Here is an 18,642-nt window from a genome sequence, read left to right as displayed (position 1 = left end):
AAAATGATACGATGGAGTTCGTCCGCGAAACACAGGGTTCCGGAACAGCGAATGCAAACCGCGCTCCTTTCCCGAACCCGCGTGCCACGCGATACGAATGGATTCAGCGGCAACGGTTTCCGGAAACCGAATCCAACACCCTTCCAATTTGACCCACCTCCCCTCGACGAGACTTCTGGATGAATCATCGACGCAGCGGCCAGCGTTCACACTCGAACCTCCTCCGCCCCATTGCCGACACACTCGGCCACCCTCGCGTCTTGGCGGGCGTCGCGGTCATTTGTTTCTCTGCGTTGCCTGTCCATTCGTTGCAGGCCGCTCCTTTGCAAGCTCCCGACACGACGCTTGAACAAGAACCGGCGACTGAAACTGCCCCGGCCGAAGAAGCTCAACCGGCACCTCCCGTCGCACCGGTCCCTCCGGGTGCGCCCCCGTTGTTGCCTTCGCAAATGAAGCAAGCGGCGGATCCCGGCCAAGCTGACTTGGACGAAGCCGTCCTGAAACGCATCGATGCGGAATCCAACGATGATCTGGAGGCTGTCGCTTCGCTGATCGAATCCGCCTTGGCCAAGGGACTCGACGACGAAAATCAATCTTTCGCGAAAAAGATGCTCGGCAGCATCCAACTGCAACGAGGCCAAGGCCTGGCGGGTGCGATGACTCGCATGAGAGGCCGCCGCGCATTGCAAGTCCGTGACGAAGCCCTGCGAGTTCTCGATCAGGCGATCGAAAATGATCCCAAGTTGGCCGAAGCTCACATGCTGATCGCCCGGTTGAACCTGCTTCCCGATGGTGACGAAGAACGAATCGCCAAAGCGACCTCGGCCGCCATCGAACTGTTGCAAGACGATCCCAAAGAACTCAGCACGGCTTATTTGCTTCGCGCGATGACCCAAGACGAATCCGAGGATCAATTGGCGGATCTGACTAAAGCAATCGAACTGGATCCGAGCAACGCCGAAGCCGTCCGTCAACGAGCGGGACTTCGAATGCAGGAAGGCGACTTCGACGAAGCAGTCGAAGACTTGCAAAAGGTTCTCGAACTCGACCCCACAAACGAACAAATCGCAGCGGCCACGGTTCAGCAACTGGTCGAGCTCGATCGTGCCGACGATGCACTGGCATTGCTCAGCAAAACCATCCAAGCCCGCCCAAGCGAAGGCTTGTATCGTCTGCGAGCGTTGCTGTACACGAACATGGACCGCGAAGATGACGCGTTGGCGGATCTGAACAAAGCTCTCGCGATGCAGCCCAAGGATCCAATCGCTTTGCTGCAACGTGCGGAAATCTCGCTTCGCCGCGACGATGTCAAAGATGCCAAACGTGACTTGGACGCCGCTATCGATTTGGCACCTCAAGTCGAACAACTCGATCAAGCCATCGTGGTTCGCTGTTTCATCGCGGTGGAAGAAGGACGAATGGCGGACGCGATCAACGACATGAAAATCTTGATCGACCGCAGTCCCGATGATGTGTATCGCCAATTGCAACTGGCCAACCTCTATCTACAAGACGATCGACCTCGCCAAGCCATCGACATGCTCAGTGGTGTGCTGGATCGTGATCCCAAGAATGCATCCGTCTTGCGATCTCGCGGCGACGCTTACCTCGCCGTTGGCGATCACGCCGAAGCCATCGCGGACTACGAAAAAGCGTTGACCAACCTCGATGCCGATGACGAAGCCGACGCAATCATCCTCCCCAGCGTGCTGAATAACTTGGCATGGGTCCTCGCAACTTCGCCGAAAGACGAAGTTCGAAATGGCGCCCGTTCGCTCGAACTCGGTCTGCGTGCTGTCGAGATGACCGAAGAAGCCGAGGGCCACATCCTGAGCACCCTGGCCGCCGGTTACGCGGAAACAGGTGACTTCGAAAACGCCAAGAAGTGGAGCGAAAAAGCGGTCGAAGCCGCCCAAAAGGAACTCGAAGAAGGAGCCAGCGAGGAATCGGTTCAGCTCAAACAACTGCAGGAAGAGCTGGAATCCTATCGCGGCAACGAACCTTGGCGTGAGAAGCAAGACACGGAGGAAAATCAGATTCCGTTGCTCTCACCCGACGATTTGATCGACACTTGATCACAGCCGTTTCGATTGAGCCGCCGACAACGGCGTGCCTGGAAGTGTTGTAGGATGATGCGAAGTTGCCTTCGCCCATTTCTCGGCGGGATCCGTCCCGCCTCCCTTCCGGGACCCAAGTCATGCCTCTGTCTCGATCCTCGCGATGGACGTTTTCGCGACCAAACGCGAATTCGAAGCTCCAATGGCCAGCAGCAATCTCGTTGCTGGCCGCGATCTTTTTGGGCGGCATCGCCACGGCGGATCAGCCTGCTGACACCGCCACCGACGATTCGTTGGTCGAGGTCCTCAACCGTGTGGAAGCGGAAGGGGTCGGACACACCGAGGCGATGAAGACGATGTCGGCTCAACCAAAGTCGACGGATGTCTCGACGTCTCAACTTTTCGCGACGCTGAATTCGATGAGTGACGCGAAACCACGTGCCAAAAATTGGTTGCGTTTGTTGGCCTCTCAGCAAATCGAAGCGGCCGAATCCAACGCAACAACAGAGGCAGACACGCGTGCGCTCAACGAAGACTTGCTCTCGTTCTTCAATGAACGCGCTCACGACGGCGATGCTCGATATCTGATCTATCGCCACCTCGTCGACCGAGCTCCCCAGCGACGCGAACCATTGCTCGAACAAGCCGTTGATGATCCGTTCATTCCGCTTCGGTACTTGGCAATCCAGCGTGAATTGGATTTGGCCGAGGAGCTCGAAGGTGAAGACGCAATCGAGGCCTACCTTCGGTTGCTGCCGCTCGCTCGTCACCCGGACCATCTTCGGGACATCACCGCATCGCTCAAGCAACTCGACCGTCCCGTTCAGCTTGCCAAACAACTCGCGATGATCATGCAGTGGCAAGTCATCGCTCCCTTCGGCAACAAAGACAGCGAGGGATTCGATCAGGTCTACGAGGTCGAAACCAAGTACACGGATTCTCCGCTCGATACCGAACTGACAAATCAATCTTTCGCGGCGAAGTCAGCCTCCGCGAATGCGGGCGAGACCGGCGCCGCCGAACCATCCGGCGACATGCTTGATTGGCAATCACTTGCCACGGAGGACAACGCGGGAATGGTGGATCTGAATCCCACCTATGACAATGCCAAGGACGCAATCGCGTACGCGGTTTGCTTCTTCGAACTGCCCGAAGGAGAAACAACCGACGTCCAAGCGAGGCTGGGTTGCATCAACGCCAACAAAGCTTGGGTCAACGGAAAGCCCATCCTGAGCAACGAAGTCTATCACTCGGGTTCGAGCATCGATCAGTACGTTTCGAATTGCCAACTGCGTCCGGGACTGAACTCGGTACTTTTAAAAATCTGCCAGAACAACCAAACCCAACCTTGGGCACAAGACTGGCACTTCCAATTTCGTTTGACGGATTCAACCGGCCGCGGCATCCCCGTGACCGTGGTCAACGTCGCTCCCTGAAACTCTTTCACCACGACTTCCTCAGGACCTGACCGTCATGCATCTCTCACGACGCTCCATTCAAATTGGATTGATCGCAGCGGGTATCGGATTGACATCCAGCCTCGCGGCACCAAGTGCCTTCGCCTTGGATTGGTTGCAATTTCGCGGATCGGACACAACTTCATCGTCCAGTGAAGTCACTCCAATCCCGGTCAACGATTCGATCGAACCAGCCTGGGAGGTTCCCACTTCGGGCCGCGGGATCAGCAGTCCCATCGTGATCGGCGACTCCGTCGTGGTGACCAGCAGCGGTGGAGAAGACGAACGCGATCTGTATGTGGAATCATTTTCCGCAGCGGACGGAACACGCCAATGGCAGAGAACGCTCCACGCCCTCGGTCGCCCTTACACACACCCGACCAGCGCCAACGCATCGCCGTCACCCGCCAGCGACGGTGAAAAGATTATCGCCCTGTTCAGTTCGTGCGACTTGGTTTGCTTACGGACCGACGGCACACCGCTTTGGTACCGAGCCCTTGCGGTGGATCACCCTCGGACGGGCAATGATGTTTCGATGAGCAGCTCGCCGGTGATCCTGGACGATGTGGTCGCCGTCCAATTGGAAAACCAAGGCGACTCATTCGGCAGCGGCATCGATCTGGAAACCGGTGAAACGCTTTGGACTCGTCCTCGCCCACGCCGCTCCGGCTGGGCCACTCCAATCGCCGTTCGTTTGCCCGACCCAGCTTTTGTTTTCCAAAATTCCGATGGCATTGAGATCGTGGCTGCACGCTCCGGCGAACTCATCGCGACACTCGACATCTCCGGTAGCACGACCTCTTCACCGACGTGGGCGCCACCATTGTTGCTGGTCCCCGGAAACGGCATCACCGCTTTCAATCTTCGCGAACCTGAATTCCCGATCGCCTGGGAGAACACTCGACTGAATTGCAGATCCGTTTCACCGGTTGTCCACAACGGGCAAGTCATCGTGAACCAGGGATCAGTGATCGCCTCCGCCGATTTCGCGACTGGAGAGTCGACCTGGAAAACACGCATGCGGAAAGTCAAATCGGTTTGGGCAACGCCCATCGCCACCGCTTCGGGGATCTACGTCGTTGACCAATCCGGAACCATCACGGTGGTCGGTGAAGAACGGAATGGTGTGAACGGCGATGCGTCAGACTCCGGCGAAGTCGAAGTGCTTGGTACCGCCGAGTTCACCGGTCCGATGCTCGCCACACCCGCCGTCTCGGATGGTTCCGTGTTTCTTCGTAGCGATCGATCGCTCATCAAGCTCGCTCATTCGACGGTCGCGGAGTCAAGAACAACCGCCGAATGAGGTCGCTTTGAATTGACCATTTAAACTCGGCCGCTCCGGCGACCTGGGATCAAAAATGCTACAGGTCGCCGGGAGCGGCCTCGCCCCAGTTGTCTTATCGACGTCACAAAGCCCGCACTCCATGAGCGAATTCGCCCAATTGGCACAGCAGTTGCCTATTGAGTCTCCCTGAGGCGGCACCGCGAACGTTCGCGTTTGTCGTTCCCAACAGTCTGAATCCAGCAGAGGGAGCCATGCGCGAAGAATTGAAGAACATCGACTGGTTGAACGTATTCGACCAAGAACCGGACGTCGGTCTAACGGTCGTCGAGGACAATGGCCAAATCATCCACTTCAATCGCGCTGCATTGCGTCTGTTCGGCATCGAAGACGATGACCTGCTCGGCAAGAGTCTCCATGACGTCTTTGCCGAGGAGTACGTGCAAGAACGGATGGCTTGGGTAAAGGAAGTTGTTGAAACGAAAAAGGCACTTCGAGCGACGCACATTTATTGCGGTCGCATGTTGGTCTCCTCGTTCTACCCACACATGGACGGCGATCGAAACTTTGCCATCGTGATGACTCGCTTGGACGGGATTCTGCCAGATGGCGATATAAAGGACACGCAAAGCCAGTACATCGACCTGGGCCCGCTCTCGGTGCTCAGCCCTCGCGAATTGGAAGTGCTCGTCTTGCTCGGACAAGGCAACAGTGTTCCCGAAGTTTCGCGGCTTCTGTATCGAAGTCCACGAACAATCGAACGACACAAAACCGAAATCGGACACAAACTTGGAGTCTCTTCGATCGCCCAGTTGACGCGTCTGGTGGCGCAAGCCGGTTTGACCCCCGAGCACTTGCCACTGCAACGTTTCAACGCCGTCCCGAAACCTCACCAGTGCACGCCGGACTTGTTGCCTGTCAACGTCGAAGTCCCCTCATCATCCGCCTGATCGAAACGACTCACAGACTTTTACGTCCCCAAGTTCACGGATGCCAATTCAGGCGATACACTTCTGCCATCAACCAACTGATGCCCAGGTGGTGGAATTGGCAGACACAGGGGACTTAAAATCTAATTCAGTCCCATTTTGGGACGGTGTTGCCAACAGTGAGACGACAGTGAGCGGACCGGCATTTAACCCGCAAATCACGGGACGAAACGATTCCCACAACCGCCCCGAAATGCTGTTTACAGGGCAGTGCCAGTGCAACGCTAGGCTGCAGATGTGTCCCACAGTTGTCCCATTCTAAAATTGGCCAATCCTTTTTCCGAGGTTTGCATTTGAGTCGGAAGCTGTACGATTGACGTTCAGACCGGCTAGGGTAGCTCCCGAATCGACGATCGTTCATCGTCTCGCCGGCTCTTTTCGCACAATGAACAGTCGGAAGGAACAACCGATGAATGAAGCTAGCGCTGGCAATGGAGTCACTCCGTTATCACAGCCTCCCTGCGACAATTCCCGGCGAACAATCGAAGAAAGGCTGACCGGGATCGCTGATTTCTTTGAAGGGCACAAATCACAGTTCGACACTGACAAGCCATCCGAGGATGTCGCAGTGTGGGCGTGGGCCTACTGGAAACGGTGGCCGGAATTTCTTGGAAGTACAAACGCATTCATCCAAGACTACAAGCGAACCGAGCATTCACACGATTGCGACTATCGCATCAGTGAACACGGGCTTCGCCAAGCCTTGTTCTGGGCCTATGAATCCGCTGTGCGGTGGCTGATGCGACAGGCCGAGAGTCGCGGTATCGAGTCATCCGACATGATGAAATCTCGGCACATCGTGCGTGCGGCAATTCTTGGTCATGCAACCTACGCAACCCAAAACTGGCAATGGCCACACGACTGGCCAGACCTGATTGCTCCAGCGCTAAACAACCTGAGCCAGATTGACCAAGAGGCGGTTGTTTCAGGCAACGCGGTCTTTGAACAGTTGGTTGCACGTCTCGAGAATGAGGCGACCGGAGCATGTGGCATTGTTGACGGTCACGCAAATAGCGAAGAGATCGCCCAGCTAGTTGCGGCTCAAATAGCGAAACTGCTTGGGGAGAAGAAATCGAGAGGGCCCCTGCCAAAAGTGGAAAGGCAGGATCGTATCGATTACTGGAAACGATGGCTTGTTGCGAAGGAGGCACGCATCACGCTGTCAACCTTTATGAGGGACGAAGGCGTGGACGAAACCTATCACAACACATGCAACGTCACGTACAACCGCCACGGGAAGCGGTAAAAACCCACTCGGACAAAACCGAATAATTGTCCGAAACGCAGGAAAGCGGGTTTTCTCCCGCTTTTTTCATGCGCCCCCTGGATCCGTTCATACCGCAAAGCCCGGAGTGAACGAGCAGCGGGCGACAGGGGCAGACAAGAAAAGCCACCACAAAACGGTTGGACAATTTCGAAGTTGTCCGACCGTCGCCAAGAATTCCGGCACGTCAAAGCAATGGGCTTTGTTAGATCAAACGCCGGAGTTCACCCAAATGGAAACGAAGCAAAAAGCGGCTTGGCCAGAGTGGATGTCGATTCCAACCGCCGCGAAGTATTCCGATGTCTCGGCCCGCACTGTCGGCAGATGGCTGAATGCGGGGCTGCCTTCCACCAAACCAACATCAACGAGCAACACCCGGCGAATCAATCGGCGGGTTCTCGATAGGTGGCTCGAGAATGAGGCGGTTGCATCGTGAGCGACACCAACCCAACCGCTGCGTGGCCCGGCCTGATGAATCGACCACAAGCCGCGGCCTACTGGTCGATGAGTGAGCGAACCTTCGCGTCACTGGTTGCCGCCGGAATTATCAGCGGCCGAAAGATTGGCCCGCGAATGATCCGCTATTCGAAAGCGGACTTGGACGCAGCGTCCGAGAAATTCCCGACCGGTAAGGGCAATCGACCATCGGAATGAAACAAAAGCCTCCCGCCGCCATTGTGTGACGACGAGAGGATGTTTTCGACCAAGCCGGAGATTCGTGACCAGCGAACCGGCGAGACCAACACAGAGGTAATCTGATTATGCCGAACCATCGGCGCTTTTCAAGACAAAACCAATTTGTTGTCCCCCAGTCCGAAGCAGAAACTGGCAGAGCAACACCATCCCCAAATCAGCCTGGAACGCTCGGCCAACAATTGGCCGCGATTTCGGTCTCACTGTACCTCGCTGAACGTCGTGGCCTGACCGCCGCCGAAGTGTGGGACGACGCCCGACGCTTGGTCATCCCGCATGCATCGGGAGGGCTCTGCAAGTGAAATACGAAGACATTTCCGATTCGGTCGCCGAATCATTGTCAGAAGAACATTTTGCGAGATGGTTCAACTACTGCTTTTTCGTTCGCGGTCGATCCCAAGACGAAGTGAATCGCATAGCGAAGGCAAACGAATTCCAGAGCCGAAGCGATTGGCTCGATGCGTGGGACATGATTGGCGAGTGGCTGGACTGGCTGTTCGGCGTGGAGAAGATCGACGCGGAAGGTGGGGGACCAGAATGACTCTGAACTACCCTCCGCGGCAATCACACCACGCCCACAGGATCACCCGTTTACTGTTCAAAGGGTGCGCCGCCCAATCCATCGGGCACCAGGCGGTTTGTCTGGTGATTCACATCGCCCACACCGAAGATGCGGCCAGGTATCAGGGCCCGGTGCGGTTCTGGAATTCGCAGTTGATGGAAGTGCTCGGGTTCAAAAGTCCGAAGCAGCTCAACAACGCTCGAGACGCCGCGATCAAGGCTGGTTGGTTGGTTTACGACCGCACGAACGATCGTAGCGTGGGGCACTATTGGACGACAATTCCGGATTCGGTTTCTCAATTCGATGATGCTCCAATCGAGCCGACGCATTCCGATAACGGAAAGCATTCCGAATCTGGAACACGAAGCGGAACGCATTGCGGAACACATAGCGGAAAGCCTTCTAACCCTATCCCTAACCCTAAGAAGTCAGCACTTCGTGCCGACGCGATTGATCTTGAATTGGCTGAGTGGATGCTCGGGCTGGTGAAGGCGGTGGCTCCGAAGACAAAACAACCGAATCTCAGCAAGTGGGCAAACACAATTCGTCTGATGCGTGAAGAGGAGGGGCATTCCCCGGCGGAGATCAAGTCCGTGTTTCAGTGGGCCAACCAAGACGACTTTTGGAGCATCAACGTGAGGTGCCCGGACAAGCTCCGGAAGCAGTTCGCAACGCTCCACGCAAACGCGATGAAAGCCCACGTGGTGACAACGGGGCCAAGCAAGCAACCCAAGCGGCGATTGAGGGTGCCGGCATGAACGAATTACCCAACGACATCGAAGCCGAGATGGGATTGCTTGGGGCGATGGTTTTGAGCCCTGCGGTAATTGATGAGATCGCGCCAGTCGTGCGAGCCCAAGACTTCTACGTTGAGGCTCACCAGATCCTTTTCAATGCCATGGCGCTTTTGCGAGCCGACCAGCGACCTATCGACATCACTCTGTTGGTTTCTCACCTTCGTGAAGTTGGTGAATTCGAGCGGATTGGTGGTGCTGCCCATCTTGCAAAGCTTCGCAACGCCGTTGGAAGCGTTGCAAACGCGCGAGCCTATGCCCAGATTGTCGCCGACCGCGCCAAGTCGAGGCGAATCATTGAGATTGCCAACGCCGCGATTGATGAGGCGATGAGCCCGCAAAATGACCCGATGACGCTCGCCGGCACGATGAGGGCGAAGATCGACCAGGTTGCCGCCGATGCATCCGAGGGCGGGGGCTGCATGACGTTGCACGAAGCCGCCCAGATGCGTCTCGAGCTTCTGGATCACCCAGAGCGAAGCAGCCTGGGGCCATTGCTTCCAAGCGGAATCGATTGCATTGATGACACCTATGGTGGGTTCCGGTCCGGTGGATCCTATGTCATTGCCGCGAGACCCGGCAAAGGCAAGTCGGCATTGATGAAGCAGATCGCCAATGCCTTGGATCTGCGAGGGCGGGCAACGCTCTTGATCAGTCTCGAGATGGAAGAGCACGAGATCGCGGCACGGATCCTATCAGAGCGTCTCGGGATCGACGGCAAGCTATTTGAAGTTGATGAGCAGGGTGTTTGCCAAATCCCTGGCGAGCGAATGCCAGACCTGCGAGACGCGGTTGATGACTGCAAGCATTCACTGATGAACATCCAAGCCCCCAAAGGTAGGCATGCCACGATGGAAGGAATTGCGGCCATCGCTCGGCTGATGAAGGCAAAGCATGACATCAAAGCGGTTGCCATCGACTACCTCCAATTGATCCACAAGAGCGACCGCCGCCAATCGGACTACGAAACAGTGACGGAATGTTCCAAGGCATGCAAACAGCTTGCTCGGGAACTGGGAATCGTCGTCTTATTGCTTTCCCAGTTGAATCGCGACAACGAGAAGCAGCAGAAGACCGCCCGGCGTCCGCGGCTATCTGATCTGCGTGATTCCGGCAGCATTGAACAGGATGCCGATGGGGTGCTGTTCTTGCACCAACCAAATGAAACCGTGGATGACTACGAACTTGTCGTTCCGAAATGGCGGAACGATTCACCAGGGCTCTTTGACCTGCGTTTGGTGGGCGAGTTCACCAAATTCGAGCCAGGGAACTTCCACCAAGAATTTGCGGGGTATGCATAGCCATGAACAATCCATCGGAGAGCCAAAGCATGAAGCCTAAGAAACCGAAGCCCCGCTATGTGTTCGTCACAAAGCCAACCTGCCCATCGTGTGGCGAGGCAAAGATCAAGTCCATGCAAGGAGCGAGGCTAGTGGGCGACAACACCTATCAGAGGCAAAGCAAATGCAAGGTTTGCGGCTACTGTTTCTTGGTGGTGATCGAACCTTCAAGAGAATACGCATAGTGAAGTCCACAGAATGGAATGGACATTTTGAAGGCCGCTATCCTTCAAGCATCCAACCCAAGAACCATAAGGCCATGACATGCCGCATGACATCGATCTGACATCGGTCGGCCGGATTGCCGGCCAATTCCAAACGCCTGTCACTCGTTTGATGAGCATCATCGAACAACTGAACATCGTCCCTCAGCAACGACTCAACGGCGTGGGCTACTACCACCCCAACGACGTTGAACGCATTGCCGCCGTGTTGCGGGAACGCAGTGGGAACACCATCCCAACAATGGACCGCCAAGGGATCCAGTGAGTTCGACCCAATGAATTACTTGCACCGACAAATGCAGAAACGGGCGGTCGACATCATCGCTCCACACTTAGCCAGGGCCTATGGGGTCAGCGTGGACCATGTTCGTCAATGCCCCGATGCGATCGGTCGACCGGGAAAGCAAGGCTTAGTTTTCGAAGTCTTCCGGGGCGGCCGATGGCAAAAGCACGAAAAGCCGCAAGGCGACGTCAGCCGCGACCTATAAGGAAACGGTCACACCCACCCCCTTCATTTCAACCCAAGAACTTGCAATGTCCTCCATCGAACTGACCATCGGCCAACCTGCCGACATCGAATCTCAAAGCGTCCGAGTGGTGCGAACCGCAATGCACAAGCAAGGTTCGTATCCATCGCAACGCGCCGCCGCGTTCATCGAGATCGGTGACGCCGATGAAGTGGCTCACTATGTCGGTGACGCGATTCAGATCGGCGACTCAAAGTTTCATGTCAATCACATCGAGGTTGGGCAGCCTGCCGGCCGAGTCATCTTGGAGCCCGTTGGTTGAATGATGCGACACCCCCACCCCCTTTGGGTCCTCCTGGAACTTTCTTGCCTTCTCTCTGCGGTTCGCAGGCCCGGAAAGCATAGAGAAAGTTCGTTCGGATCTGGGGCTTGGGGGGCTGGGGGGCCGGTACGCACTGACCGAAGCCAAAGACGTTCACAAACACGATTCACAGCGGTCTGACGGCCCGCATTCACTCCACCACGAAAGAGACCAGAAGCATGTTCGGAACCACTCAGCCGAAAGAACAATTCGCAATCGATGCCATCGACGCGTTGGCTTATCGATCCACCGACAAGCCGACTTTCGAGCTGTCCAAGGGTGCCGAGGCGATGGCCAACAAACCGTTGTGGGCGATCGCGGCCGAATGCCTGCAACATGCCGGCCATCAAGTTGACATCTACGGCAACCCCGAGTTGATCGCGGAACGTGCAATGCAACTTGGGGGATTGGATCGCGTTACGAGCTTTGCAGCCACCGAGGATCGACGGTACATCGGTGCCAGTGGATCGCCAAACGCCACCCCCGGCGACTTTCCAAACATCTTGTCCGGACTGGCCAACAAGTTTCTGGATACGGTCGAGCTTGATGAGGACTACTCGTTCGATCAAGTCTCCGCCCTGATGCCGAACGCTTTGACTGACTTCAAGCCCATGCCACTGATCAACCGCGGGACGGTTGACGAGCTGGACGAACTGCAAGACGCCGAGCAATTCAAAGAGATCGGGCTCGAAGAAGAAGTTCTGTCCTACGTGTTCGTCCGACGCTTCGGGAACAAATTCGGGTGGACGCCGAAGATGATCGCCGATGACGACATGAACGCCTTCTCCGAAGGGATGCTGGGGCTGCAGGAAGCTTGGCAGACCACCCAAAACCGGCTTGTCCTGGATCGGTTCACGTCGAACGAGAACTTGCTCGATGGTTCCCCTTTGTTCGCCGATCGTCCCGACGTTGGCACCGCGACCAACAACAACATCCGCAGCGGTGGTGCGGTCCCATCGGATTCGGAGTGGGGCGAGATGGAAACGCTATACAGCGACATCGGCGGAATCGGGACGCAGCAACGTGTTCGTGGCTCGCTCAACACGATCCTGACACCAACCGGAGCACCCGCCCAAGCCGCGCGTCGCACTTTCTTCCCGCTCAATCGCGATGGGCTCGAAAACAAAGTCGCATCGACGACGGCAGAAGTTGGCTTGTACCGCGGTGAAGTGGCGGTGGTTCCTGAGAGTGAACTTCGCAGCGTCAGTGCATCGACGTGGTACGGCATGCGAAGCCCAACCCGTCTCCGCACCGCAACGGTGGTTCGAGGCTACTTCAAGGGCTACGGCACTCAGGGTCGCCGCGAACGTTGGTATGACCCAGGCAACAAAACGATCTACGTCTCGATCGAGGGACGCATCGCGGCCGCCGTCAAGAACTGGCGATACGCAGTGAAAAACCAAGTCGCCTAGCCGCCCTCCACTTTGAAGGTGCTTTACCTCCCGCCTTCGAAGCTCCGCAGCCCGTTCCCGATTCGTCGGTGCGGGCTTGCGGCAGTGACAGACGCCCATTTACACGCTCGAGGAATGACGCCATGGCACTTGCCACAAAGACCTATCACGGACAAACCCAGCACGCCCCAACAACACCCAAGCCGACGTTGTCGAGTCGATTCGCAAAGCTCATTGGCAAGGTTGGAGAATCGCAAGCCACCGAAGACGCCCAGCGAATCGACTCACTCGATGGGTTGATCGATGCCTTGGCCGATGCCGAAGTGAATCCCGAAGCGAAGCAGCCAACCGCATCGAACGTTCGCAGCGTTTGCGATGCAGTGGGCTACTCGATGGAACAGCTTGAAGCCGACGTCGCCCGCAAAGTCGAGTTTTTGAAATCGCGTGAAGTGTTGGCGGGCGAGTCCGAAGCAAATCAGGCAATCGCAGACATCAACGAAGCCATCAAGCAACACGAAGCCGACTTTCAATCGATGATCGCTGACATGCGGTCAAAGGGCGATCAGCTGCAAGCCGAGTTGCGAGAAGCGGAAGACCGTCGGCGGACAATCCAGAAGCACCGCAGCATCGCATCTGCCGCGGCTGGTGGCCCATCGCAACGTGAGCGAGAGATCCGAGATCAGATTCGCAAACTCGTTCGCCAAGAAGCCGACGTTCGAGTTCAGGCCGGTCGAAATACTCTGCCAGACCGATACATCGGTGCGTCAATCGAGGACGGCAAGACGTTCAAAGAACTTGCCCAAGTGACTTCACAGATCGAAGCACTCGAGGGCAAAGGCACTCACGACGGATCCCGCGAAGTCTTTGCACTTCGAAAGCTCTATCCCAAACGAACCGAACTGCAGCGTGACTTGGCCAACGAGAAACGCCTCTACGCCCTCGGTGCTCGAGTCGCGGAAGTTCGCCTGCGAATCACAGAACTGAGCAATGAACGCGATCAACTCGCAGCCGAGCGGCTGAAACAACTCACAAACGTTTAATCGTCGCCATCGCCCCCGCTATCCGGCATCGGGGCAACAGATGGGCGTTGTCGATGGGAACTGAATCCTCGGTCGGTTCCCAGAGGCGGCGTGGCCCGCCGGGTGAAACTGCCCCGGCGGGCTATTTTTGAATCCTTCTATGAGAATGATCCGGCAACGTCTTTCCGACAAATGCGAAGCCATCAAGCAAACCCGAACAATGATGTGATCGTCTCGATTGCTATGACGATCACATCGAGTTCCACTCACAGCAGTTGCATGATCGCATGGACAAAGAGGAGAACGCGGGTTGATCGATTCTGACGAGACGGCCATCTACCTCCCAAGCCCCGAAGAGATCGCAGAGCAAACCGCGATGATTCGAGCGACTTGGTCCGATGACGATCACATCAAACGCCGACGATGCCGGCCGAAAGTATTCGAGTGCAATCCCGAACAGATTCGCCGCGATGCCGAGGCGAAGCTCGAGTTGCGGCTGACGAAGTACGAAGGGACCGTGGTGGTCGAGGACACATCACGCCGCGGCGATGCGGTTCCGTTGGAGTTGGAACCGTTGGCGTTGGGGTGATGGAGTCGCACCTCGTGCGTGCGTGTGAGCTGGAATCCGAGCGGAACGAACTTGACACGGCAAACCAGATTCGGCAAAGTGTTGGCTCAGTAGGCCGAGGATTATCACCCTCACGTAGGCCACAACGTTTTCAGGATCCTAGTTGCCTGAGAATGCCGCTCACTTCAAACCCTAGGAATCTCTCGGCCTGGACGCGGGGCAGACCCTCACTTTTGATGCGACCTGATTGGTGGAAGCTAGGTGATGGTGCTGGCTTGCAAGTGGGACCTAGCGGACCCATTTCTAGTTGTGATAACGATCGCGTCTAGGCCGAGACATGCGCGCACCGAACCCGGTGTGCGAAAGGCTTTCCAATGGCGAAGCAACAACAAAGCCCAAGCATCGGACCAGATCACCCGATGAGCTTGGCCGGTTTCATCCATGAAGCCGAAGTGTGCAAAACGTTTGGCTTTGCGTGGTCCACATGGGAACGCGACTATCGCACCAAGATCCCAGGGCGAACGTTCCCAAGCGGTCGGTGGTTTCATCGCGACGACTTGGTTCAGTGGTTCAAGGACAACACCAAGACGGGCAGCGAGGTGACGGAATGAACATCGACCCCAAAACGATCGAGCCGACGCTCCGGAATCTCGACAGTTTCAGCATGGATGACCAAGGCCAGTTGAGCTACCGCAAGAAGCGAGGCGGTGGGAACAAGCGTCTTGGCGTGATGATTGAGGAGATGTTCTTCGAGATCGTTCAGAGGCCCATGAAGCTGGCCGACATCTCTCCCGAGGTTGCTGTGATGATCATCATGCGGTTGAAGCGGCAAAACGCTCGAGGCCATACCCTCGGGCTTTGGTTTGAATGGTTCAAGGACAGGAACCTTGTCGCGTTCACGCTCGGGTGGGCAGAGCAGCACGACTTTTCACAAGTTCGCGCCGGTACAAAAACTGATTGGACTCAGAACCGGCAGAACCTCGCAATGCCCGAGGCGGTGGCGGTCAAGAAGTGCGACCGCTCCACAGAACAAAGCCTCACACTGACGGCGTTTCTGGATGGCGAATACATTCCAGCACGACTGGTCGGCAAGAGTCCGAACACCATCCGGCTTTATCGGAACACGATCCGGTCATTCACCAAGTGGCTCGGAAGGGCCCCGGTGGTTGGCGACTTGAACACGAAGACCGTTGCCGGCTACCTGCAATGGATGCTTGAGCACACCCAGTTGAGCCCGCACACCATCGAGAAGGAGCGCACCGAGCTGACCGCGTTCTGGAACTTCGCAGCCCGCCGCGGTTGGTTACCTGACTTCCCGGACATTCCCGCGATCAATTGCCCGAAGCGTGTTCCCGATGCGTGGAGCGACGAACAGCTTGTTGCGTTGATGAAGGCTTGCGAATCCGACCGCGGCGACATCGGCAAAGTGCCTGCGTCAAAGTTCTGGCCAGCCCTTGTGAGCATCATCTACGACACCGGAGAACGTATCGGAGCCGTGCTGGAGCTCACGTTTGACGACATCGACAAAAGCGGATGGTTGATCGTACGCGGCGAACACCGAAAGGGTGGAAAAGCCGACAAGGGTTTTAAGCTTCGTCCCGAGACCGTAAAGCGAATCGAAGCGATCCGACAGTATCAACCGACTGGCCGCATTTTTGAATGGCCGTACGCCAAGACATTCATCTGGAAAAAGTTCGGGGAGTGCATTGAAGACGCTGGCTTGCCATCCAATCGGCGGACCAAGTTTCATAAGATCCGGCGTTCGGCTGCCAGTGACTTCGAAGCTGCCGGAGGGAACGCCACCGCATTGTTAGGGCACTCCGACCGACGAACCACCGAGGCTTACTTGGACCCCAGGGTGATCAAAGAAATTCATCCGGCGGACATCGTGCCGGGGATTGGCCAGAAGGGTGCGGATCGCGATGTTTCGGGCCATCAAAGTGATGCCCCGAAAACGACGGAGGGAACGCCTCGGGCTTCTGGTCAAAATGGCCAGAAGTCGGACGCAGCCGAGAAGAACGCGACCGACTCGATGGTCGATCAATTCCGTGCGTTCTTGGAGCAACAAGGCAAAGGGGGTGCATCATGATCCCAGTCAGCCCGCACCTAAACGACTGGTTGAGTCGTCAGAAGGTTTGGCCGATTCGCACGCTGTTGGATTGCGTTCACAACATCCCGCACGAGTCAGTTGACGCGTTCGCCAAGTCACTTTTTACGCAAACGTTTGTGTTCGTGAGGGATTCCAACTCGGGGGCTCACTTCCAGCTTTGCGGACCGATTCTTGACGAGGCGTTCATCGCGTCATCGGAATCGGACTACCTTTCGTTCGCCACGATCGAAGCGGAGCTCGGCACCCGAGAGCAATACGCCATCGAAGAAATCGCCAGGCGTGTTTGGTCCGAGGTCTACACACCGCTATCGCACTTCGGTTGCATTGCCGATGGGATTGACCGCGGCAACATCAACCAAAACGACGCGACGACATTGAACGCCATCGAGTCATTGTCAGAGCTCGAAGAATGCGATTCACGATTGACCGTTGTTGTGGCCGCCGCTCGCATCGACAAGGCATTGATGGAGATGGTGGAACTGTATGGCCGCGACTTGAAGCGGATGCCGGCCAAGTTCATGACGCGAACCAAAGCGGCACACCGGGAAGCCCTGATTGATGATCGACTGCTTTCGTTTGCGTCCAAGCTGCGAACGCTCCGAAACCAGATTGTGCATGCGGACACCCGGCAGGATTGCATGGTATCGGGCCGATTGGCTCGCCAGACGGAGCAGCTTTGCCAGTTGTCCGCGGGGGTTCCCGTGTGGGGTCCGTGTGAACCGATGGAACCGCAACGACGATTCAGCAGGCGAATCTATGCCGCGATGCTTTCGGGCGTGCTGGCGTTTGAACTGACGTTCTTCGATGACGCTGAAAACGTCCGCACCAAGTCTTTCGAGTTGGTCCGCGACTACGTGTTTGACCGCCCCGTGATTGCGAAGGTGGAAGAATGATCGAACAGCAAACCAGAGGCGAACAGCTCGCAGCATTGCGGAAGATCAAGATTCCATCCGCCAAACATCGCGGGCGAACTGTATCGGGTTCCATGTGCAAAATGGTTCTGCGGATCATCGACGACCGGGCAGGGCATCAAGGGTGCTTTGCCAGCCAAGCGACCATTGCCGAGGAGGTGGGCTGCAGCGTGGCGACCGTATCCCGCGCGGTGTCGGTGCTCACGTCGATGGACCTAATCACCATTGAGCGACCGAACCCCTATTCACCGAATCACCACCACATCAACTGGACCGCCGTTTTTCAGTGTGTTGCAGCATGCCAAGACGATGATGGCACCAAGCCAACACAAATTTGGCCCGAGGCCAATCCTGACTTGGCACCAAGCCAAGATGCACTTGGCACAGAGCCAAGATCGTCTTGGCCAGAAGCCATGGGAAACGCCCCATCAATCGCAACTTCAAACGCCCCCACCAATCGCCCCGATGAATGGGCGGAGGTGGTGGCCGAGATGTTTCGATGGGGATTGAAATCCGCAGCGGTCGCAGTCGATGCCGCTCGGCAGTCTGGTTGGTCGATCGAGCTCGTTCGTGAGTTGTTCATCGAAGCAGGAGGCAATCGGGAGCCCCAGCGATGGGAGCCAGGCCAGCTTGCAAACTGGTTGACAGGCAAAACCCCGCCGCCCTTCGGAGAGCACGAAGCCGCCCAGCGTGCCGCCAATCGGATCGATGGACCCGCCAAGCGTGAAGCGAGCGAGGTTCGCGAATCTGTCCGGCGCGATGGGCAGTCTCGTGGCGTGCCCGAGTTCATTATCGAGGGGCTGACGTTCCGCAAGTTGGCCGCCGCTGGCCTGGATCGCTTCGCAACCGACGCCGAACAAGCCGCCGCGGTGCGTCTCGATGAACTGGATCGGGAGCGGAGCAAAAATACGTCTCACACCGTCAACGCTCGCAGCGATTCAGCACCGACCGCGATTGATGAGCCACAGAACCGGGAACGTGCGACAGCGGGGCACACAGGACGCCAAACACAAGACGCGGGAAATCAGCCCCGAGTCCGCACCCCAACCAGCTCGGTGTTCCAAAGAATCCCACCGGGCAACCGTGGCACCCGAGCGTTTGATCGAAAGCGTGCCGAACTGTTCGACGTGTTGGCCGATTGATCACAACCACA

20 protein-coding genes are annotated in these 18,642 nt (G+C 56.8%); 19 read left to right on the top strand and 1 reads right to left on the bottom strand.

Annotation, left to right across the window (positions count from 1 at the left end; translation table 11 throughout):
- Nucleotides 1-179 precede the first annotated feature (179 nt).
- The 5 genes from CEE69_RS14535 to CEE69_RS14515 all read left to right on the top strand — a co-directional run bounded on the left by CEE69_RS14535 (nt 180) and on the right by CEE69_RS14515 (nt 7,031).
- On the top strand, nt 180-2,075 hold the full coding sequence (locus tag CEE69_RS14535) for a tetratricopeptide repeat protein (protein WP_099261351.1): 1,896 nt from the start codon (nt 180-182) through the stop codon (nt 2,073-2,075).
- A 122-nt stretch (nt 2,076-2,197) separates the two neighbouring features.
- Nucleotides 2,198-3,493 (top strand): hypothetical protein, encoded by a 1,296-nt coding sequence (locus tag CEE69_RS14530; RefSeq protein ID WP_099261350.1) that lies wholly within the window; start codon nt 2,198-2,200, stop codon nt 3,491-3,493.
- A 37-nt stretch (nt 3,494-3,530) separates the two neighbouring features.
- Nucleotides 3,531-4,817 carry an outer membrane protein assembly factor BamB family protein gene (locus CEE69_RS14525; RefSeq protein ID WP_099261349.1) on the top strand — a complete coding sequence of 429 codons (1,287 nt, stop codon included), beginning with the start codon at nt 3,531-3,533 and terminating at the stop codon, nt 4,815-4,817.
- 158 nt (nt 4,818-4,975) lie between these two features.
- On the top strand, nt 4,976-5,746 hold the full coding sequence (locus CEE69_RS14520) for a helix-turn-helix transcriptional regulator (protein WP_233215235.1): 771 nt from the start codon (nt 4,976-4,978) through the stop codon (nt 5,744-5,746).
- 448 nt (nt 5,747-6,194) lie between these two features.
- Nucleotides 6,195-7,031: a hypothetical protein gene (locus CEE69_RS14515; RefSeq protein WP_143549248.1), complete on the top strand. Its 837-nt coding sequence runs from the start codon at nt 6,195-6,197 to the stop codon at nt 7,029-7,031.
- Between the two features lie 228 nt (nt 7,032-7,259).
- On the opposite strand, the gene CEE69_RS32525 is transcribed toward CEE69_RS14515, so the two are convergent.
- Nucleotides 7,260-7,424 carry a hypothetical protein gene (locus CEE69_RS32525; protein WP_158231031.1) on the bottom strand — a complete coding sequence of 55 codons (165 nt, stop codon included), beginning with the start codon at nt 7,422-7,424 and terminating at the stop codon, nt 7,260-7,262.
- A 57-nt stretch (nt 7,425-7,481) separates the two neighbouring features.
- Here CEE69_RS32525 and CEE69_RS14505 point away from each other — a divergent pair, with 57 nt between their 5' ends.
- From CEE69_RS14505 to CEE69_RS14435, 14 genes are all read left to right on the top strand, one after another.
- Nucleotides 7,482-7,703 (top strand): helix-turn-helix domain-containing protein, encoded by a 222-nt coding sequence (locus tag CEE69_RS14505; RefSeq protein WP_099261346.1) that lies wholly within the window; start codon nt 7,482-7,484, stop codon nt 7,701-7,703.
- 337 nt (nt 7,704-8,040) lie between these two features.
- Nucleotides 8,041-8,283 carry a hypothetical protein gene (locus CEE69_RS14495; RefSeq protein ID WP_099261344.1) on the top strand — a complete coding sequence of 81 codons (243 nt, stop codon included), beginning with the start codon at nt 8,041-8,043 and terminating at the stop codon, nt 8,281-8,283.
- Nucleotides 8,280-9,062, top strand: coding sequence for a phage replication protein (locus CEE69_RS14490; protein ID WP_233215234.1), 783 nt, complete (start codon nt 8,280-8,282; stop codon nt 9,060-9,062). Before CEE69_RS14495 ends, CEE69_RS14490 begins: the two co-directional genes overlap by 4 nt.
- Nucleotides 9,059-10,399, top strand: a complete 1,341-nt coding sequence (locus CEE69_RS14485; protein ID WP_099261343.1) for a replicative DNA helicase — start codon at nt 9,059-9,061, stop codon at nt 10,397-10,399. The genes CEE69_RS14490 and CEE69_RS14485 overlap by 4 nt, the downstream gene beginning before the upstream one ends.
- 303 nt (nt 10,400-10,702) lie before the next feature.
- The gene (locus tag CEE69_RS14475; protein ID WP_099261341.1) at nt 10,703-10,927 is read left to right on the top strand and encodes a hypothetical protein; all 225 of its coding nucleotides are present in this window, start codon (nt 10,703-10,705) and stop codon (nt 10,925-10,927) included.
- Nucleotides 10,928-10,937: 10 nt separating this feature from the next.
- Nucleotides 10,938-11,150 carry a hypothetical protein gene (locus CEE69_RS14470; protein ID WP_099261340.1) on the top strand — a complete coding sequence of 71 codons (213 nt, stop codon included), beginning with the start codon at nt 10,938-10,940 and terminating at the stop codon, nt 11,148-11,150.
- Between the two features lie 46 nt (nt 11,151-11,196).
- Nucleotides 11,197-11,451, top strand: coding sequence for a hypothetical protein (locus CEE69_RS14465; protein WP_099261339.1), 255 nt, complete (start codon nt 11,197-11,199; stop codon nt 11,449-11,451).
- Nucleotides 11,452-11,669: 218 nt separating this feature from the next.
- The gene (locus CEE69_RS14460; RefSeq protein WP_099261338.1) at nt 11,670-12,902 is read left to right on the top strand and encodes a phage major capsid protein; all 1,233 of its coding nucleotides are present in this window, start codon (nt 11,670-11,672) and stop codon (nt 12,900-12,902) included.
- Nucleotides 12,903-13,024: 122 nt separating this feature from the next.
- Entirely contained in the window at nt 13,025-13,921 is an 897-nt protein-coding gene (locus CEE69_RS14455; RefSeq protein ID WP_099261337.1) for a coiled-coil domain-containing protein, read from the top strand.
- A 289-nt stretch (nt 13,922-14,210) separates the two neighbouring features.
- Nucleotides 14,211-14,489 carry a hypothetical protein gene (locus tag CEE69_RS14450; RefSeq protein ID WP_099261336.1) on the top strand — a complete coding sequence of 93 codons (279 nt, stop codon included), beginning with the start codon at nt 14,211-14,213 and terminating at the stop codon, nt 14,487-14,489.
- 353 nt (nt 14,490-14,842) lie between these two features.
- The gene (locus CEE69_RS32520) at nt 14,843-15,079 is read left to right on the top strand and encodes a hypothetical protein (RefSeq protein WP_158231030.1); all 237 of its coding nucleotides are present in this window, start codon (nt 14,843-14,845) and stop codon (nt 15,077-15,079) included.
- Complete coding sequence (locus CEE69_RS14445) at nt 15,076-16,557, top strand: tyrosine-type recombinase/integrase (RefSeq protein WP_158231029.1); 1,482 nt, start codon at nt 15,076-15,078, stop codon at nt 16,555-16,557. The genes CEE69_RS32520 and CEE69_RS14445 overlap by 4 nt, the downstream gene beginning before the upstream one ends.
- On the top strand, nt 16,554-17,471 hold the full coding sequence (locus tag CEE69_RS14440; RefSeq protein WP_099261334.1) for a hypothetical protein: 918 nt from the start codon (nt 16,554-16,556) through the stop codon (nt 17,469-17,471). The genes CEE69_RS14445 and CEE69_RS14440 overlap by 4 nt, the downstream gene beginning before the upstream one ends.
- On the top strand, nt 17,468-18,631 hold the full coding sequence (locus CEE69_RS14435; protein ID WP_099261333.1) for a helix-turn-helix transcriptional regulator: 1,164 nt from the start codon (nt 17,468-17,470) through the stop codon (nt 18,629-18,631). The genes CEE69_RS14440 and CEE69_RS14435 overlap by 4 nt, the downstream gene beginning before the upstream one ends.
- The last annotated feature ends 11 nt before the right edge of the window (nt 18,632-18,642 follow it).

Source organism: Rhodopirellula bahusiensis, assembly GCF_002727185.1.
Lineage (GTDB): Bacteria > Planctomycetota > Planctomycetia > Pirellulales > Pirellulaceae > Rhodopirellula > Rhodopirellula bahusiensis.
The sequence above is the reverse complement of the archived record's forward strand: the minus strand, read 5'-3'. Positions and strand labels throughout refer to the sequence as shown.

Coding starts and splice junctions, on each gene's coding strand:
- CEE69_RS14535 (WP_099261351.1), top strand. CDS start 180: ATGAATCATCGACGCAGCGGCCAGCGTTCACACTCGAACCTCCTCCGC.
- CEE69_RS14530 (WP_099261350.1), top strand. CDS start 2,198: ATGCCTCTGTCTCGATCCTCGCGATGGACGTTTTCGCGACCAAACGCG.
- CEE69_RS14525 (WP_099261349.1), top strand. CDS start 3,531: ATGCATCTCTCACGACGCTCCATTCAAATTGGATTGATCGCAGCGGGT.
- CEE69_RS14515 (WP_143549248.1), top strand. CDS start 6,195: ATGAATGAAGCTAGCGCTGGCAATGGAGTCACTCCGTTATCACAGCCT.
- CEE69_RS14490 (WP_233215234.1), top strand. CDS start 8,280: ATGACTCTGAACTACCCTCCGCGGCAATCACACCACGCCCACAGGATC.
- CEE69_RS14485 (WP_099261343.1), top strand. CDS start 9,059: ATGAACGAATTACCCAACGACATCGAAGCCGAGATGGGATTGCTTGGG.
- CEE69_RS14475 (WP_099261341.1), top strand. CDS start 10,703: ATGCCGCATGACATCGATCTGACATCGGTCGGCCGGATTGCCGGCCAA.
- CEE69_RS14470 (WP_099261340.1), top strand. CDS start 10,938: ATGAATTACTTGCACCGACAAATGCAGAAACGGGCGGTCGACATCATC.
- CEE69_RS14465 (WP_099261339.1), top strand. CDS start 11,197: ATGTCCTCCATCGAACTGACCATCGGCCAACCTGCCGACATCGAATCT.
- CEE69_RS14460 (WP_099261338.1), top strand. CDS start 11,670: ATGTTCGGAACCACTCAGCCGAAAGAACAATTCGCAATCGATGCCATC.
- CEE69_RS14455 (WP_099261337.1), top strand. CDS start 13,025: ATGGCACTTGCCACAAAGACCTATCACGGACAAACCCAGCACGCCCCA.
- CEE69_RS32520 (WP_158231030.1), top strand. CDS start 14,843: ATGGCGAAGCAACAACAAAGCCCAAGCATCGGACCAGATCACCCGATG.
- CEE69_RS14445 (WP_158231029.1), top strand. CDS start 15,076: ATGAACATCGACCCCAAAACGATCGAGCCGACGCTCCGGAATCTCGAC.
- CEE69_RS14440 (WP_099261334.1), top strand. CDS start 16,554: ATGATCCCAGTCAGCCCGCACCTAAACGACTGGTTGAGTCGTCAGAAG.
- CEE69_RS14435 (WP_099261333.1), top strand. CDS start 17,468: ATGATCGAACAGCAAACCAGAGGCGAACAGCTCGCAGCATTGCGGAAG.